Below are 17568 nucleotides of genomic sequence, written 5' to 3' on the forward strand. Positions count from 1 at the left end.
CGGGGCTATGGGAAAACGTCACTTCGGCGGCAAGGAGCTGGCGTAATCGATGCCACGAGTGACCCAGGACTGCAACTGCCGTTTGGTTTTCACGCCGTCACCGCCAACTCGCAGCCAGCCGCGGGTCTCCCGACCGGCCATCACCATCGGCTCGACGTGGTCGCGCGCCAGCAGCTTCTCCGTTTCGTCGGGCGGCACCCGCACCATCAGCCCGCCGCGCCCGCTGACCGCCACCGACATGTGGCCGTTGATCAGGAACGCCAGCCCGCCGAACATGCGCTTCTCCTCGACTCCCTTCCGCGGTCCGAGGAGTTCGCGGATGCGGTCGGCCAGGTCTTCGTCGTACGCCATGAGCTGACGCTACTGGGCCGGCGTCCATCCGAGCGCGGGGCCGAGGTATCCGGCCATGTCGTCCACGATCTGGGTGTAGTCGTCGGCGCCGAATGTGAACGGCAATGCGAACGCGACTTCGTCGGCGCGCTGAAAACCCGCGTGGCCGAAAAGGTGGTCCGCGAGTTCGTCGGACGGACCGACGTAGTCGGGGGAGAACAGCATGCCGCGCGCGCCCTGGGGCGTCTTGGTGCGCTCGAATCTGCTTGCGGCATAGTCGCGATACCGCCGGATCTGGTCATCGGTCGCCGAGTCGGTGGGGATGACGACGAGTCCCTGAGACACCCGCGCCTTCTCGGGCTGCGCATGTGCCGCACGGAAGGCGTCGATCTGCTCGCCCTGGATGGTGGCAAAGTCGCGGCTCTCGGTGCCCTCGATGCTCACCACCGAACTCGTCAGGTAGTTGATTCCCTGCTGGCCCGCCCACACCGCTGACGCCAAACCGCCGCCGTACCAGACCCTTTCGGCCAGCCCGGGGGAATGGGGTTGGATGCGGTCGGTGAACTGCTCGATGCCGACGGTGCCTGCGAAGTCGCTGACCGGCTCGCCGCGCAGGTAGCTCAGTAGCCGCAACACCCTGTCCTTCGAGAAATCCTGCAACTCAGCAGATTCGGGGTACAGCGCGGCCTTGTAGTGTTCGTACAGCATCGGCGTACCGACCGACACCCCGGGGTTGATCCGACCGCCGGACATGATGTCGACGGTCGCGAGGTCTTCTGCCAGCCGAAACGGGTTCTCGAGTCCGAGGGGGATGACCGCGGTGCCGATCTCTATTCGATTGGTGCGCTGGCTGGCCGCGGCCATGATCGCGACCGGCGAGGAGATTCCCGGCTGCAGGTGCCGGTCGCGCAGCCACACGCTGTCGAAGCCCAGTGTCTCCGCGCGCTCGATGGTCTGCAGTGTCTCCTCGATGCCCGGTCCCGGATCGGCCGCATCAAAGCGTCCGATGGTCAGAAAGCCGAACTTGCGCAACGGTTCACCGCGTCGTGGCATGGCCCTCCTCCACATCGAATTCTGCACCAGGGCTGCGAATGGTCACCCACCACAACCCTGGTGCAGATCTCGCGAACTATGCCGCCTGCGTGACCGTATCGGCGGCGGGCTCAAGCGCCAGCGCGACGATGTCGGCGACATCGGTCATCGGCCGCACCTCGAGCGCCTCGAGCACCTCGGCCGGGACATCGTCCAGGTCGGGTTCGTTGCGCTGCGGGATGAAAACCGTTGACAGGCCTGCGCGTTGGGCGGCCAGCAGTTTCTGCTTCACCCCGCCGATCGGCAGCACCCGACCGTTGAGCGTTACCTCACCGGTCATCCCGACGTCCCCGCGGACCTGTCGTCCGGTGGCCATCGACACCAGGGCGGTGACCATGGTGACACCAGCCGAAGGACCATCCTTGGGCACCGCGCCCGCAGGCACGTGCACGTGGATCTGGCGGTCCAGCGCCTTGGGGTCGACCCCCAACTGCTCGGCGTGGGCCCGGACGTAGGACAGCGCGATCTGCGCCGACTCCTTCATCACGTCACCGAGTTGACCGGTGAGCTTCAGACCCGGCTCCCCGTCGTTGCCGTTGGCCTCGATGTAGAGCACGTCGCCACCCAATCCGGTGACGGCGAGGCCGGTCGCCACACCGGGCACCGCGGTGCGCTCGTTGCTCTCCGGCGTGAACCGCGGACGGCCGAGGTAGTCAACGAGATTCGGCTCGTCGATGGTCAACGGAGCCGCTCCGGCGGCGACATCGGACAGCGGTCGGGATTCCTCTAATTTTGTCGTCGCTTTGCGCAACGCCTTGGCCAGCAGCCGCTCGAACTGCCGAACGCCCGGCTCGCGGGTGTAGTCGGCGGCGATCTTGCGCAGCGCGTCGTCGGTCACCGTGACCTCGTCGGTTGTCAGCGCCGCCCGTTCGCGCTGCCGGGGCAGCAGGAAGTCGCGGGCGATGGCGACCTTGTCATCCTCGGTGTAGCCGTCGATCTGAACCAGCTCCATCCGGTCCAGCAGTGCCGACGGGATGTTCTCGATGACGTTGGCCGTCGCCAGGAACACCACGTCGGACAGGTCCAGATCCAGATCGAGGTAGTGATCGCGGAACGTGTGGTTCTGCGCCGGGTCGAGAACCTCGAGCAGCGCAGCGCTCGGGTCGCCGCGGTAGTCCGAGCCGACCTTGTCGATCTCGTCGAGCAGAACGACCGGGTTCATCGACCCCGCCTCGCCGATCGCGCGGACGATGCGGCCGGGCAGCGCACCGACATAGGTTCGCCGGTGTCCGCGGATCTCGGCCTCGTCGCGCACCCCGCCCAGGGCCACGCGAACGAACTTCCGGCCCAACGCGCGTGCGACGCTCTCACCGAGCGATGTCTTGCCGACCCCCGGAGGCCCGGCAAGCACCATCACCGCACCCGAGCCGCGACCGCCGACGACGGCCATGCCCCGCTGCGACCTGCGGGCGCGCACGGCCAGGTATTCGACGATGCGGTCCTTGACGTCTTCAAGCCCATGGTGGTCGGCGTCGAGGATGTCGCGCGCCGCCCTCAGATCCGTCGAATCCTCGGTGGTGACGTGCCACGGCAGGTCGAGCACTGTGTCCAACCAGGTGCGGATCCAGCCGCCCTCGGGGCTCTGCTCGCTCGATCGCTCCAGCTTGCCGACCTCGCGAAGCGCCGCCTCGCGGACCTTCCCAGGCAGTTCGGCAGCCTCGATACGGGCCCTGTAGTCGTCGGAACCGTCCGGCTCGCCCTCGCCGAGCTCCTTGCGGATCGCCGCGAGCTGTTGGCGCAGCAGGAATTCCTTCTGCGTCTTCTCCATGCCGTCGCGGACGTCCTCGGCGATCTTGTCGTTGACCTCCACCTCGGCAAGGTGCGTGCTGGTCCAGTCGATCAGCGCCCGCAGCCGTTCGGCCACGTCGGGCGTCTCCAGCAGCTGACGCTTCTGCACGTCGGACAGATACGACGCGTAGCCCGCGGTGTCGGCAAGCTGCGACGGGTCGGTCAGTTTGTTGACGAAGTCGATGATCTGCCACGCTTCGCGCCGCTGCAGCATCGCCAGCAGCAGCTTCTTGTACTCGGCGGCCAGCGCGCGGGTCTCGTCGGTCGGTTGCGGGTCTTCCACCTCGGTCACCTCGACCCACAGCGCCGCACCGGGACCGGTCGTGCCGGTGCCGATGTGGGCACGGCGCTCGCCGCGGATCACCGCTGCCGAGCCGCCGCTGCCCGCGACGCGTCCGACCTGCAGGATCGAGGCCAGGACGCCGTAGGTGGGGTAGCGATCATCGAGCCGGGGGGCGATCAGCAGTTTTCCGCTTTCACTTGCCTGCGCGGCGTCGACGGCGGTCCGAGCGGCGTCGTCCAGCTCGATCGGCACCACCATGGTCGGCAGCACGATCGGCTCGCTGACGAATACCACCGGCACTGAAATTGCTTCAGACATTCATCCTCCAAAGTTAAGCCTGATCGGCTCAACCCTGGCCGGGGCTGCTTTGTTCCCCGTCGCACCCGCGGCTTCCGCGACGCAGACCGTTCCCAGCACCCCCGCACAACCACCCATCTGGGCGATGCCCCTTCACCGCCGCGCCAGGTACTCATGAGCATGCCCCCTTGGCGACTGCGCGACTTCCACGAGGACGACCTCGACCAGGCGATCAGCGTCTGGGACCAGAGCCGAAGCCGTGACGAGACACATCCGGTGTTCGGAGTGTCGGAGGTGGTATCGGCGGCCAGGTCTGGCCAGCCTGCGGTGGTCGCCGTCATCGGCGACGAACTCGTCGGCATGGCGGCCGCGCAGCCGCAGGGGAGGAGATCGCAGGCAGTCGCTCGGGAGTCCCTTCAGATCCCTCACACGGCGTGACGAACGAATTGCTCAAGCTGATACCGACGTTCCGCCAGCGCGACGAGCGTCTGCTGGTGTGTGCGACGAACTCGGTGCGCTCACTCGACTCGGCGTTTCTGCGGCCGGGCAGATTCGACTACATCATCCCGATCGGTCCGCCGGACACCGTTGCCCGCGCTGCCATTTGGAGTCGCTACCTGGGTCCGATGAGGGACGCGGTAGAGGTCGACAAACTGGTCGAGGCAAGCGCGATGTTCACACCGGCCGACATCGAATTCGCCGCACGCAAGGGCGCCCAGTGCGCCCTCGAGCGTGAGGTCGAGTTCCGGCGTGGCGAAACCGCTCGCACCCACGACTATCTGACCGCCATCGCCGATACCCGCCCGACGTTGACTGACGCGATGCTGTCCGAGTTCGAAGAAGACATCGCCCTGCGCATACGGCTGTGACCGCGCGACGTCGAAATTGGCGAAATCGTCATCAGGCCAACGGTTCAGAACTAGGCGCAAAGCAGTGAGCCTGCCGCCAGGGGTAGCGACAGGCTCACTGGAGAGAGGTGCTGTTACGCGGAGGTGGGGGACGCGCCCAGCACCCGTTGGAGGTCGGGCTTCATCTGCTCGAGCTGCTGTCCCCAGTAGCCCCAGCTGTGTGTCCCGGTCGCGGGGAAGTTGAACACCCCATTCTGTCCACCCGCGGCCACGTACGTGTCGCGGAAGGTTTGGTTGGTGCGGAGTGTGAAGCCCTCCAGGAACTGCGCCGCCATCAGGTTGCCGCCCGCCGCTCCGGAGTCCAGATCCGACGGCGTACCGGTGCCGCAGTAGATCCAGATCCGGGTGTTGTTGGCGACCAGTTGGTTGATGTTCACCATCGGGTCATTGCGCTTCCAGGCGGGATCCGACGACGGGCCCCACATGTCTTCGGCGTTGTAGCCACCCGCGTCGTTCATCGCCAGCCCGATCAGCATCGGCCACCAGCCCTCGGACGGATTGAGGAAGCCCGATAACGACGCCGCGTAGATGAACTTCTGCGGGTAGTAGATCGAGTAGGTCAGCGCAGTGCTGCCACCCATCGAGATTCCGACCACGGCGTTTCCGTTCGGCGACACGCCCTGGTTGGCCTCCAGGTAGGCAGGCAGTTCTTGGGTCAGGAAGGTCTCCCACTTATAGGTGTAGTCCTGACCGTTGCCCTGCGACGGTTGGTACCAGTCGGCGTAGAAGCTCGACTGGCCGCCGACCGGCATGACGGTCGAAAGCCCAGAGCCGTAGTACCACTCGAACGCCGGGGTTTCGATGTCCCAGCCGTTGAAATCGTCCTGCGCTCGCAGGCCGTCGAGCAGATAGACCGCGTGCGGTCCGCCGCCCTGGAACTGAATCTTGATATCGCGGTTCATCGACGCCGAATGAACCATCAGATATTCGACGGGCAGACCGGGCCTGGAGAACGCACCCGCGGTCGCCGACCCCCCGGCGTATCCGATCAGCGCCGGCAGAGCCGCCGCGACGAGGGCGCTTACCGCCGCCCGCCGCATCCACTTACCTCGAAACTTCTCTAACCTCTTGATCACGGCAACCAACCCACCTTTCCAATCACTTGACACCAAGCAATTGCCGTTCGCTTTGCGTGCGCCAGTGAATCACCCGCCACATCAGTCACACGTGCACCAACACGGCGTCCGGATATCGCGAATGGCTAACGATTGCGACTCGGCGCGGACTCGGCCCCTCTGAACTGGGGAAACGTGGCCCTTTGGCTATCCGCCGAGGCCAGAAAGCTGCGTGACGTGCCGCGGCACAAGCTCGTCCAGGCGCGTCACGCCGAGTAGCCGCATGGTGCGAGCGACCTGCTCGGACAGGATGGTGATGGCGCGGTCGACGCCTGCCTCACCGCCCGCCATCAGACCGTAGAGGTAGGCGCGCCCGACCAATGTGAAGCGCGCACCCAGGGCAATGGCGGCGACGATGTCGGCGCCGGACATGATCCCGGTGTCCAGCACGATCTCGGTGTCATCACCCACCTCACGTGCGACGGTGGGCAGCAGATGGAACGGCACGGGGGCGCGGTCGAGTTGACGGCCCCCGTGGTTGGACAGCACGATGCCGTCGACACCGAGATCGACCACCGACTTCGCGTCCTCGAGGGTCTGAATTCCCTTGACCACCAACTTGTTCGGCCACTGCGACTTGATCCAGGCCAGGTCGTCGAATGTCACGGTGGGGTCGAACATGGTGTCAAGGTATTCGGCCACCGTGCCCGGCCAGCGATCCAGTGACGCGAACGACAGCGGCTCCGTCGACAGCAGGTCGAACCACCACCGCGGGTGCGGTACCGCATCGAGCACAGTGCGCAGGGTCAGCGCAGGCGGTATGGACATGCCGTTGCGGGTGTCTCGAAGGCGTGCGCCGGCAACCGGAACATCGACCGTCACCAGTAGGGTGTCGTACCCGGCGGCCGCGGCGCGCTCGACCAAGGCCATCGAGCGTTCCCGGTCTTTCCACATGTACAGCTGAAACCAGTTGCGACCGTTCGGATTTGCGGCCTTGACCTCCTCGATCGACCTGGTGCCCAACGTCGACAGCGAGAAAGGGATCCCGGCTTTCGCCGCCGCGTGCGCACCCGCGACCTCGCCCTCCGTCTGCATCAGACGCGTGAACCCCGTCGGGGCGATGCCGAACGGTTGCTCAACCCGCCCGCCGAGGACATCCCAACCGGTATCGATCTCGGCGACGTTCCGCAGAATCGTCGGATGAAACTGGATCTCGCGGAAGGCCTGCCGCGCCCTGGCTAGCGACAGTTCCTCCTCTGCGGCGCCGTCGGTGTAGTCGAATGCGGCCTTAGGTGTGCGCCTCTTGGCGATCAGCCGCAGGTCCGCGACCGTCAGCGCGTCGGCCAGCCTGCGGGCCGTCCGATTCAGCGTCGGCTTCTTGAATTGGATCAGCGGTGCCAGGTCGCGCGGCTTCGGTATCCGACGGTCCATCGACGCCCCCTAGTCGGCCGCCGCCGAGATCGCGCGGCGCACATCGGCGCGGCGGTCTTCGATCGACCGGCCGATGTCCTGCAGCAGCACCGGCTTTCGCGCGACCAGTGCCTCGATGTGCTCGCGCTCCAACTGAAGGACGGTGACCTCATCGAGGGCGTACGCCGAGGCGGAAACCGGCTCCCGGGTCAGCGCGGTCTGGCCGAGGAAGTCGCCTTCCTCCAGCGTCCGCACCGGGATGACAGAGCCGTCCTCACCGTTGGCCACCAGACGGACCCTACCGTTGACGATAAAGGTCATTCGCTTGGGCACTTCACCGGCGGACTGAAGATATTCGTCTGCGCCGTAACGGGTGAGGCGAGCCCGCGGGAGCAGCTCCTCATGCTCGGCGTGAGTCAGCCGAAGCGTGGGCGCGATGATCGTCAGCGAAGCGTTGATTCTGTCAGTGGTGGCGAACTCGTCTTCCGCCTCGTCGAGGTGGAGCCCGGCGCGCCGCGACGCGTACCAGACCCAGCGCATGAACATCACCTTGGCGGCGAAGTCGTCGCCGGGCGTGCGCACCGGTATCGAGGTGGTGTACTTCAGACCGCCGCCGGCAGAGCTCGATGGTGCGGCATCGGGCCGCAGCTGCGGCAGCGACGCCGCGACCCGGTTCAGCATCCGGCACACCTCGTCGGGCGGATCGTCGACGGAGAAGACGGTGGCCACGGAGAGCGAATGGCTGCCAGGCGGTCTGCTGAAGTTCGTGAACGATGCGGCGGCGAGCACCGAGTTCGGCATGATCTGCAATCCGCCACCGGTGTCGATATGCGTTGCGCGCCAGTTGACCTCGACCACCCGCCCTCGTGCGGTCGGCGTCTCGATCCAGTCGCCGATCTGGAACGGCTGCTCGAACAATACGAGGAGGCCGGAGATGATCTGGCCCACGGAGTTCTGAAGCGCGAGGCCGAGCACGATCGACGAGATGCCCAACGCGGTGAACAGGCCGCCGACGTTGGCGCCCCAGATGTAGGCGAGGATCAGCGCGATCCCGACCGCGATCAGGGCGAAACGCGCGACGTCGAGGAAAATCGTCGGGATGCGTTTGCGCCACGTACCTTCCGGCGCCCCCTGAAAAACGGTCGCGTTCAGGCCCGACAGCAGCAGGACGAGGACGACGACGAAGAACACCGTGGACACGACGCGGACCGGGGTCGCCTCACCGGAGATTTGGATGGCGCCGACCAGGAGAAGCAGCAGGGCGCCCAGCGGCAGGATGTAGGTGCGCAGCAGGTGAACCGGCCGCACCAGGAAGCTGTTCCTGCGTCGCAGCGCGTTCTGCAATTCGGTGAGCGCGACAAGCGCGATGGGGAATCCGACGGCCACCCCGATGGCCCAGTAGAACCACGTCGCGTCGAGCACACCGGTCATGCTTCGCGCTCCGCCAAACGCCAGATCGGCTCCGTATCGTCCCCGCCGCCGACCTCACCCGCCGGGCTGAAGTCGCGGGTGTCCCGCATGACGTCGTACACGCGTGACGTCACGTAGATGCCGGGTTGCGGCGAGCCGCTCTGCACCTGATAGGCGACGTTCACCGCCGATCCCCACATGTCGTACGCGAGGGTCGCGCGCCCGACGAGGCCGCTGGTGACGGTGCCGGTGTCGATACCCGCGCGCAGCTCGAGGTCGTTACCGGTCTCGGCGTTGAACCTTTCGATCACCCGCCGCATCTCGATGGCGAAATCGACGGTGCGACGGACGTTGTCGAGGCGCGGCACGCTCATTCCGCAGCTGGCGAGGTAACCGTTGTGCAGGGTCCGCACCTGCTCGACGCCGAGGTTCTCCGCGGCGGCATCGAATTGGCGGGTGAGCTTGTTCACGATCGCGAGTAGTTCGTCTGAGCTCAGCTCTGAGGTGAGCTCGTCGAGGCCGATGATGTCGGCGTAGACCACCGTCACGTTCTGGTGGTCCTGGGCGATGGTCTCCTCACCCTCGCGGTAGCGTTGGACCACCGGCTCGGGCATCAGCGACAGCATCAGCCGGTCGTTCTCACGGCGCTGCTCGGCGATCAGGTCCTCCTTGATCGCGAGATTGCGGCTCATGTCGTTGAATGCCACGGTCAGGTCGCCGAACTCGTCGCGCGTTTGCACGGGCAGCACGACCTTGTAGTCGCCGGAGCTGATCTGTTGTGCGCCCGCCTCCAACCGGCGGATCGGCCGCACGAACAGCCGGGCGAGCAGCATGGCGGCGAGGCAGACCACGAAGATGATCACCGCGGTGGACAACACCAGCGTGCGAGTGAAGGTCGAGACCGGCGCGAAGGCCTCCGACGTGTCGATCTTCGCGATGACGGACCAGTTCAGTCCCGGCAGGTCGAGCGGCGCGTACGCCTGCAGCGACTCGTGGCCGAGGTAGTCGTTTTCGATGATCGTGCCGTCCTGGCCTCGCTGCGCCAGCCGCGTCGCCTCGGTCTCGACGGGCTGAACCAGCGTGGTGCCGCCCTGCCGGATCGACTCGTCGGCGACCTGCGGGGGCGTGCCGGCCTCGATCACGTCGCGCTTGAACTGTTCGGGATTCTCCAGGAACATTCGTGAGTCGGACCGCATCAGGCTGTCGGGCCCGACGAGGAACGTTTCGCCGGTCTTGCCCATGCCTGCGGCTTCCCACTTCTTGTCGGCGGTCATCAGCCGGTTGATCTTGGAGATCGGGAATTGCAGCGCCAGCACGCCTTCCACCCGGCCCTGCGGACCGACCGGCGACACCATCCACGCGGTGGGCTCGTCGGCGGGCAGATAGTCGCCGAAGTCGGTGACCCCGACGTAGTCGACGGCGTTGGACGCCAGCGCCTTTTGGTAGGCGTCGCTCAACTCGCCTCCGCGGTACGGCCCGTTGAGGATGTTGGTGCCGAGGTCGGCGCCCTTGTAGGCGCTGTAGACGACGTTCCCGCGGGTGTCGAGCAGCAGGGCGTCCTCGAACTCGAAGCGCGTGACGATTTCCCGGAAGAAGTCGTTGAATCGGGCGTTGGCCGCCGACCAGGGGCTGCCGTCGCGCGCATCGTCGAACGCGACGGCCTTGTCGAAGTCATCAAAGGGTGCGGTGTAGTAGGCCTGCAGGTACTTCTGCGCATTGGATGTCGGCAGCAGCGCATTGGGATCGACACGATTGCCTGTCTGGTCTGGTCCCGACTTGCCGTACTGCGTTCTGTAGTAATCGACGATCGACTGCCATTGGCCGGGATTGACCGTGGCGTCGTTCAATTGGTCGAACGCCGGCGTGAACGCCTCGATCGCCTCAATGGCCGTTGCCCCGCGGGTGTAAATGACGAGCGAATCTTTGAGGTCGGCAAACTGCGATTCCAGTTGGCGCGACTGCGACGCCCGGATCTCGGTCAAGCCGTCGAACACCGACGCCCGCAAAGACGACCGTCCGGACTGGTAACCAATAAATCCGACCACGGCGGCGCACAGGACGCTCGTCACCAGCAGCATCGCCAGGAGCTTGGACTGAATACTGATCCTCGACAGCACTCGGCGGCGAAAACTTCGAGGTTTCTGCGCAGGGGACGATGGCGCCGGGCTACCCGATTCATTGGTGATCGTCATTGAAACCCGAAGACTAGCTTGCAAAACTGGCAGACGAAATGAATGTGGGCAAGTTGTTGTCTAGGAGTCAATCGGACCCATACGACCTTCAACGCTTCGTCGATGCGCAGGGTCGCGTCTACGACACGGTGGTGGCCGAGCTTCGCGGCGGCCGCAAACGAACTCACTGGATGTGGTTCGTTTTTCCACAACTGCGTGGTCTGGGCAGCAGCCCGACGGCGATGCGATTCGCGATCTCGTCCATCGACGAGGCGCGCGCCTACCTCGACCACGAACTGCTCGGCGCCCGGCTACGGGAGTGTGCGGACCTGGTGAGAAGGATCGACGGACGGACGGCCGAGGAGATCTTCGGTTGGCCCGACGACATGAAGCTGCGGTCGTCGATGACGCTGTTCGCCCGCGCCGCAGACGATAACGCAGAGTTCGTGGCGGTGCTGGACAAGTTCTACGAAGGCGAAGAGGACCCGGCGACGCTGGCACGGCTGACCTGAGATCACGTCGGCGCGATGATCAGCCAGCCGTGCGGCTCGACCTCGGCCGCGGAGACGACGTCCTCCGGTGGCGCTCCAGAACCGGCGACAATACGGCCGTCGCCGTGCCCGAACTCGCTCAGCGTCAACGTCATCGGGGCATCGTCGATGTTGAGGGCAACCAATAGCGCGTCCGAATCGGACTGCACCCGATACACGTACTGGGTGTTGGTCAGTTCCACCGCAGAGGTTCTCGCGGTGTGCAACCACTGATGGCGTCGCCGCAATCCGATCAGATACTGATGCAGGCGGTAGACGTCGTGGCCCGGTTCGTCGGCACCTGTGCGGGGTGAAGTGAACTCGGGTCGCACGGCATCGTCGCCGCCGACGCGCTCCTCCTTGACGCCGCGGTATGCCGACTCGTCGCCTGCGTACACGCTCGGGGTGCCGCCCACTGTAAGGAGGATGACGAGCGCGTGCTCGAGATGTCGGGAGTTCTCCAGCTTGCTGGCGATCCTGGTCACGTCGTGGTTGCCGATGAACGTCATCGGGACGAAGACATCGAGAAAGTCGTTGTGCCGCGCCAGCGCATGGTCGAGCTCGTGGAAGTTGCCGTCGTTCAGGCTGCTCCAGATGGCCTTCCACAGTTCGTACTGGGTGACCGAGTCCACCCCTGCATCGCGAACGTGTGCCGAGTAGTCGCCGTGGATGACTTCGCCGACGAACCACGCGTCACCGAACTCGTCGCGGACCCGCGGCAGCACATGTGCCCAGAACCGGTCGGGGACGGCGTAGGCGGCATCGAGGCGCCACCCGTCGGCGCCACGTCGCAGCCAGTGCTTCATCACATCGACGGTGTAGTCGATGACTTCGGGATTGTCATGGTTGAGGGCGACGAGTTCGCCGTGCCCCTCGAACGTCGCGAACTCGCCGCCGGTCAGGTGGAACCACGACCTGTCCTGCCCGGCGAGGGCGTCCCGGTAGCGGGCGAAGTCGGTCCCGACATGGTTGAAGACACCGTCGAGCAGGACGCGAAGACCCCGTCGGTGCGCCTCGGCGACCAGGTGGTCGAAGTCCTCGTCGTCGCCCAGCCTCGAATCGATCTGATAGTGGTCGGTGGTGTCGTAACCGTGCGTTCTCGAGGCGAATATGGGGCCGAGCGCGATACCCGAGGCCCCCAGCTCGACGGCGTAGTCGAGCCAATCGATGATGCGGCGAAGCCGGTGTTCGTCGGCGTTCGGTGGCGGATCGGATGGGAACGCCCCGACGAAGCCGAGCGGATAGACCTGCCACCAGATCACGTGCCGGACCCACTCGGGATCAGTCGTGGATGAGCGCTCGTCATCGTCGCTGTTGGCCACAGGCGGTGAGTTTACGCAGCGCGGTCGCGATGACTCCGTGACACGGGTGGTGGTCCATCTATCGGAGGTGATCAGGTTGATTTTCGCGTCCGATCTCTCCAACGAGGAGCCGAACGCTCCTACCGTATGCGTATGTCTGAACACGCTTCGTCGGGCGGACGCGCGCCGTGGCGACCCGCGAACCTCACGGACGCCGTGGTCCGCTATCAAGTGGGAAACCTCGATCGCGGGATCGAGTTCTACACCGGCCAGCTCGACTTCCGTCTCGAGCAACGCGCCGGGCCTGTTGCGATCGTCACGCGTGGGGCTCTACACCTCCTTTTGAGCGGGCCGGACAGCTCGGGGTCCAGGCCGATGGACGGCCAACAGCAGATGCCCGGCGGTTGGAACCGGATCGTGCTTTATGTCGACGACCTCGAGGCTCGGGTTGACCGTCTGCGCGGGGCGAGTGTGGCGTTGCGCTCCGACGTCACCATCGGTCCCGGGGGTAAACAGGTGCAGATCGCCGACCCCGACGGCAATTCGATCGAGCTGCACCAAGCGCCGACCTGACGGGTTAGCCGACCTCCAGCCGGCAGGCACAGGATGCGTCGATCGGTACATCCGCGCGTGCCGACGCCAAGGCCAGCTGTTGGCCGATGATGACCGCTTCTGCGGTGCGGCCGAGCCGTTGCAGGCACTCGAGGTATCCGTGCAGGCTCCATACGTTGCCGGGGTGCTGGCATGGTCGGCTCAGGGTGGGATCGAGCCCGAGGTCGGCGGCGTACACCTCGGCGGCCTCTTCGACACGACCCTGCTCCAGCAGCAGCGCGCCGTAGGCGTGCCTGGTCGGCTGCATCCATCCCCACGGTTCGTCGTAGGGGAGTGCGTCGTCGCGTTCGATCGCGCGCCGCAGATGGGCGAATGCTATATCGAATTGCCCTTCCCGGTAAGCGATTTCACCGTCCAGCATTTCGGCTGCGACCGCCAGGATGTCGCGTGCGGTGTTGTTGAACAGGTAGCGCGATTCCGGGATGCGGTCGTATGCGGCCGCGAACGCCTCACGCTCGGCGTGTGCCTGCGGGAGTTGACCCTTCGCGGCATGCGCCACTCCGCGCCCGTAGTGAATCGTGGCCGCGGTCGTGCAGTACAGCCCGACGTCGTCGGGCACGGCGTGGGAGACCAGTTCGTCCCATCGTCCGAACCGGACCAGCACATGAATTCGCAACGGCACGAACGCTTCCAGCCAGTCGGCCATCGGCGGTGACTCTATCGCCAGCAGCTCAGGGGTGAGCTGTCCGGCGAGCTCGTCGGCGGCCCACAGTGCGATGCGCGAGTTGGCTTCGAACATCGCCGAGTAGACGACGAAGTGCAGGTTGTGTGCGCGGTAGAGCGAATAGAAGTTGAGCGGGCCCTCACGTTCGACGAACAGTCGGTCGGCTTGCACGGCGGTCAGATTCGACACCACCGAATTGCGGTAGTCGCCGCAGAGCACGTCGATGTGACTGGCCATGTGCTGCAGGTGACCGGCGTCGGGCACCAGGCCGCGCAGCAGGTCGGCCGCCGGCAGGGCGTCCTGCGGGGTGGCCGACATCTCCATGGCGTGCAGGTACAGGTGCAGCACCCCGGGATGCCTGCGGCCCCCCGGGGTCGCCAGCGCGTCATCGAGGATGCGCTTGGCGTCCAGCACCCGCGAGCCAGGTGCGGGTTCACCCGTTCTGGTGTCCCACAACGCCCATGCCGTGACGTTGACCAATGCGTCGGCCGCGAGCGCCTGGACATCGATGTCGTCGGGGTATGCGTCCGCGAGGCGCGCCATGGCATCGGCGTAGCTTGCGTGGCCGGCGATCAGCGCGTCGGTATCGCCCGGATCCTCGGTGGGGAAGCGGGCCTGCAGCGCCTCGATCAGCCCGCGTTCGAGCGCGGAAGCCCGCGCATTGGCCGCCAGCCCGAGTTCTGATCGTGCCCGCGCCAGCGACGCGGCGAGTTCGACAGGGTCGAACGCCTCCCACGCCTTGTTGTAGTTCGGCCCGATCGCGTAGGCGATCCCCCAGTGGGCGATGCCGAGATCCGGATCGTGTTCAAGGGCGCGCTCGAAGCACCGGATCGCCTCGTCGTGGTTGAACGCATAGGCCCAGACGAGACCCCGGTCAGTCCAGATCTGCGCCTGCGGCGACGGCGTGTCGACCTGGCGGTGATACGTACCCAGGTCGTAGTACGGGTCGACGTCGCTGCGCGAAACGCTCATAAACGGCACGATAATTCACCCGCGATGCCGTGGCGAGGGCGGCGAGCAGGCAGCCGGCCGCACCCCAGATCGCCAGCGTCAGCAGTGGCGTCCCCGCGCCGTGGCCGCCGAAATAGGAGATGTTGCGCAGCAGCGCGACGCCGGAGCCCTGCGGGACGATCGTCGTGAAGGTGGAGTAGAAGGGCGACAGCAGCGGTCTGCCGACCGGCCCCGCGGCTGCCGCGTTGCCGACGATCACCAGGAACAGGGTCAGCAGCATCGAGGCCGCGGATCCGAATGCCGCAGCCACTCCCGTGACGGCTCCGCCGACGGCCATCGCATAGATCCACAGCGCCCCGAAAACGGCCACCGTGTGGCCGGACAAAGCGCCGAGCATCGCGTCGACGTAGACGGTCACCACACCGGCCAGCAGGGCCGAGTAGCCCGTCAACGTCAGCGTGCGCATCAGGAAGGTGGCCGGCTTGCGCACTTTGCCCATGATGTAGCCAAAGGCGGTGGCGCCCAACGACGCTCCAATGGAGATGAAGATGACGGCATAGAACTCCACGGTGCCCGACGGATCTTCTGCCGACGTCGGTGCGATGTCCTCAACGGTGGTGGTGAACCCGCCTCTCGTCGCAATCTGGCGGCCTACGGATTCGGCCGCGGTGGCAACGCTTCTGCCACCTCCGCCCGCGACGTAGATGGTCATCTCGCCGGTTGGTGTGACCACGAAGGCGGAGTCGGCCGCCCGTTCGCGGACCTGCTGGCGCGCTGCGGCATCATCGCCAACCACATTGACCGTCAGTACATCCTGGCCACGAATCGCTTCGACGACCTGTTCTGGGGCGGCCACCGCGACGGTGAGGTGGTGCAGGGTGGGCCTGGCGAAGGCGCCGGAGTAGCTGGCGATCATCGCGACGACGAACAGCGTCAGCGCCGTCATCGCGAGCACCATGTTGCGGATGCCGGTCTTGGTCATCGTCGTTTCGGGGGAAGCGTGTCGTGCCATGTGAAATCCCTTCGTGCGGAGTTGGTTTAGGTTCAGACGGGGGTGGCGGTGGCCGTGCCGAGCAGCGCGCCGACGGTGTCGAGTGCGGCGGTCACCCGGCCGCGCAGGTCGGTGGCGTCACCGTCCTCCATCCAGGAGCGCAGCACCTCGATGAACCCGCCGACGAGGAACCGGCTCACCGATTCCGTGGTCAGGCCGGCGATGTCGCCGACGGCGGCGTCGGCGGCGATCTGTTCGCATGCCGGTGTGAGCTCGGCACGGAAGGCGGCGAGGACGCGCAGGGTGACCGCGCTCGGCACGACGTTGCGGTACATCGCCCGGTGTTCGGCCGCGAAATCGAACAGTGCGGTGATGCGGGCGCGGGGATCGCCGGCGATGTCCGCGGTGGCCGAGGCGAACGCGATGGTGAATGCGTATGCGATGGCGTCGTCGCGGTCGCGGAAGTGCCGGTAGAACACCTGTCGGCTGACCTCGGCGCGGTCGACGATGTCGCCGACGGTCAAATGGTCGACGGCGCCATCGTGCGCCAGCGCGAAGGCGGCGTCGCGAAGTCTGCCGCGGACTCTTTCGGCGCGGGGATCGACGCTGTTGGTGCGTGCTGCCATGTTTGCAGGCTAATCCACTTCGTGGACAACTGACTACGAAAACTTAGGTAATCTAAGACACCTGTTCGAACAGGTGTGATGCGCGCGACGTCAGATCGTGTGCAGTACGGCAGTCGCAGCGCCCAGTGCGACGCCGATCACGGCAGGAATGATCTCCGCCACACGATCGGACGCGCGGAGGTGAAAGGCGATCGCACCGATCGACAACAGCGCGAGCCCGATCGCGGCCGCGATACCGATCGGGGACCACAGCAACCCGGTCAGCACTCCCGCCACGCCCGCGAGTTCGAGCGCGCCGATGACACGCCATTGGACCGGTGAGACGCCGAGGTGATCGCGGATCGCGAGCGACTTCGGGACGCCGATCAGCTTGATGCTCGAAGAGAAGGTGAACAGCGCTGCGAGCAACAGCGTCAAGACGACGGTGACGGTGTTCACCAACGCAGAGTACGTCCGGATGCGTACGTGAGGAGCGGGATTCGACTTCAGACTAGAAACATGTTCTAGTTTTCGAGTGCTGGAGTTCACCCACATCGGGGATCTGAGTTCCGATGAAGTCGACCGAATCCGAGACGTCTACCAGCCGCTCGCCGAATCGGTCAGGGACTTGGTCGACGCGACGATTCGCACGGAGGTCGACGCCGACGAGGTGGCGGCGGTCAAGGCTGAGATCGACGCGCTGACCGCCCGGTTGCGGGCACGCCAGATCGACGGGGCGTTCGGGGTGCGGTACACCACCGCAGGCGACCGGATGGCGTGGGGCAATCCCGTCGTCGGCATCCGTAATCCGATCGCGCCTCCGCTGGTCATCGAGCGCGACGCGTCAGGAGCGGCGTTCACCGACTTCGTCATGGGAGCGCCGTACGAGGGCCCCCCGGGTTTCGTGCACGGAGGGATGTCGGCACTGGTGCTCGATCACGTTCTCGGTGAGGCGGCGAGCGACGGGGTGATTCCACGCTTCACCGGCACCATCACCCTCCGGTACCTGCGCACCACGCAACTGGGCCGGCTGCACGCGCAGGCTCACGTCGATCGCACGGAAGGCGTCAAGACCTACGTTGTCGGCCATCTCGCCGATAAGGACGGCATCACCGTCGAGGCCGAGGGCGTCTTCATCACGCCCAAGTGGGCGCGCGACCAGAACTAGAG

Annotated in this window: 15 protein-coding genes and 1 pseudogene; 4 read left to right on the forward strand and 12 right to left on the reverse strand. The window is 65.9% G+C overall.

The genetic code is table 11. The annotated features are described in order from the left end of the window. Nucleotides 1–18 precede the first annotated feature (18 nt). The 3 genes from QOJ24_RS17990 to lon all read right to left on the reverse strand — a co-directional run bounded on the left by QOJ24_RS17990 (nt 19) and on the right by lon (nt 3811). Complete coding sequence (locus QOJ24_RS17990; protein ID WP_526263612.1) at nt 19–351, reverse strand: TfoX/Sxy family protein; 333 nt, start codon at nt 349–351, stop codon at nt 19–21. A gap of 9 nt (nt 352–360) precedes the next feature. Then, nucleotides 361–1383: an LLM class flavin-dependent oxidoreductase gene (locus QOJ24_RS17995; RefSeq protein ID WP_526263614.1), complete on the reverse strand. Its 1023-nt coding sequence runs from the start codon at nt 1381–1383 to the stop codon at nt 361–363. Between the two features lie 76 nt (nt 1384–1459). Further along, nucleotides 1460–3811, reverse strand: coding sequence for an endopeptidase La (gene lon / locus QOJ24_RS18000; protein WP_526263616.1), 2352 nt, complete (start codon nt 3809–3811; stop codon nt 1460–1462). A gap of 159 nt (nt 3812–3970) precedes the next feature. On the opposite strand from lon, the pseudogene QOJ24_RS18005 reads away from it, so the two are divergent. After that, nucleotides 3971–4659 (forward strand): annotated as a pseudogene (locus QOJ24_RS18005) (AAA family ATPase). A gap of 113 nt (nt 4660–4772) precedes the next feature. On the opposite strand, the gene QOJ24_RS18010 reads toward QOJ24_RS18005, so the two are convergent. The 4 genes from QOJ24_RS18010 to QOJ24_RS18025 all read right to left on the reverse strand — a co-directional run bounded on the left by QOJ24_RS18010 (nt 4773) and on the right by QOJ24_RS18025 (nt 10765). Further along, nucleotides 4773–5738, reverse strand: coding sequence for an alpha/beta hydrolase (locus tag QOJ24_RS18010; protein WP_526263802.1), 966 nt, complete (start codon nt 5736–5738; stop codon nt 4773–4775). A 222-nt stretch (nt 5739–5960) separates the two neighbouring features. Then, nucleotides 5961–7184 (reverse strand): alpha-hydroxy acid oxidase, encoded by a 1224-nt coding sequence (locus QOJ24_RS18015; RefSeq protein ID WP_526263618.1) that lies wholly within the window; start codon nt 7182–7184, stop codon nt 5961–5963. A 9-nt stretch (nt 7185–7193) separates the two neighbouring features. Continuing rightward, the gene (locus QOJ24_RS18020) at nt 7194–8594 is read right to left on the reverse strand and encodes a mechanosensitive ion channel domain-containing protein (protein ID WP_526263620.1); all 1401 of its coding nucleotides are present in this window, start codon (nt 8592–8594) and stop codon (nt 7194–7196) included. Next, complete coding sequence (locus QOJ24_RS18025; protein WP_526263622.1) at nt 8591–10765, reverse strand: adenylate/guanylate cyclase domain-containing protein; 2175 nt, start codon at nt 10763–10765, stop codon at nt 8591–8593. The genes QOJ24_RS18020 and QOJ24_RS18025 overlap by 4 nt, the downstream gene beginning before the upstream one ends. 44 nt (nt 10766–10809) lie before the next feature. Between QOJ24_RS18025 and QOJ24_RS18030 the strand changes: the two genes are divergently transcribed. Next, nucleotides 10810–11256, forward strand: coding sequence for a DUF1810 domain-containing protein (locus QOJ24_RS18030; protein WP_526263624.1), 447 nt, complete (start codon nt 10810–10812; stop codon nt 11254–11256). Nucleotides 11257–11258: 2 nt separating this feature from the next. Here the strand turns inward: QOJ24_RS18030 and QOJ24_RS18035 are convergent, their stop codons facing one another. After that, the gene (locus QOJ24_RS18035) at nt 11259–12596 is read right to left on the reverse strand and encodes an alpha-amylase family protein (protein WP_526263626.1); all 1338 of its coding nucleotides are present in this window, start codon (nt 12594–12596) and stop codon (nt 11259–11261) included. Nucleotides 12597–12728: 132 nt separating this feature from the next. Here QOJ24_RS18035 and QOJ24_RS18040 point away from each other — a divergent pair, with 132 nt between their 5' ends. Beyond that, a complete protein-coding gene (locus QOJ24_RS18040) occupies nt 12729–13148 on the forward strand; it encodes a VOC family protein (protein ID WP_526263628.1) in 420 nt (139 codons plus the stop codon). 4 nt (nt 13149–13152) lie between these two features. On the opposite strand, the gene QOJ24_RS18045 is transcribed toward QOJ24_RS18040, so the two are convergent. From QOJ24_RS18045 to QOJ24_RS18060, 4 genes are all read right to left on the reverse strand, one after another. Continuing rightward, complete coding sequence (locus QOJ24_RS18045) at nt 13153–14823, reverse strand: tetratricopeptide repeat protein (RefSeq protein WP_526263630.1); 1671 nt, start codon at nt 14821–14823, stop codon at nt 13153–13155. Next, on the reverse strand, nt 14726–15814 hold the full coding sequence (locus tag QOJ24_RS18050) for a hypothetical protein (protein WP_526263632.1): 1089 nt from the start codon (nt 15812–15814) through the stop codon (nt 14726–14728). Before QOJ24_RS18050 ends, QOJ24_RS18045 begins: the two co-directional genes overlap by 98 nt. A 32-nt stretch (nt 15815–15846) precedes the next feature. Further along, on the reverse strand, nt 15847–16419 hold the full coding sequence (locus tag QOJ24_RS18055) for a TetR/AcrR family transcriptional regulator (protein ID WP_526263634.1): 573 nt from the start codon (nt 16417–16419) through the stop codon (nt 15847–15849). A 90-nt stretch (nt 16420–16509) separates the two neighbouring features. After that, the gene (locus tag QOJ24_RS18060) at nt 16510–16857 is read right to left on the reverse strand and encodes a DoxX family protein (protein ID WP_526263636.1); all 348 of its coding nucleotides are present in this window, start codon (nt 16855–16857) and stop codon (nt 16510–16512) included. A 76-nt stretch (nt 16858–16933) separates the two neighbouring features. Here QOJ24_RS18060 and QOJ24_RS18065 point away from each other — a divergent pair, with 76 nt between their 5' ends. Continuing rightward, nucleotides 16934–17566 carry a PaaI family thioesterase gene (locus tag QOJ24_RS18065; RefSeq protein ID WP_526263638.1) on the forward strand — a complete coding sequence of 211 codons (633 nt, stop codon included), beginning with the start codon at nt 16934–16936 and terminating at the stop codon, nt 17564–17566. The last annotated feature ends 2 nt before the right edge of the window (nt 17567–17568 follow it).

The organism is Mycobacterium sp., assembly GCF_032159775.1.
Lineage (GTDB): Bacteria > Actinomycetota > Actinomycetes > Mycobacteriales > Mycobacteriaceae > Mycobacterium.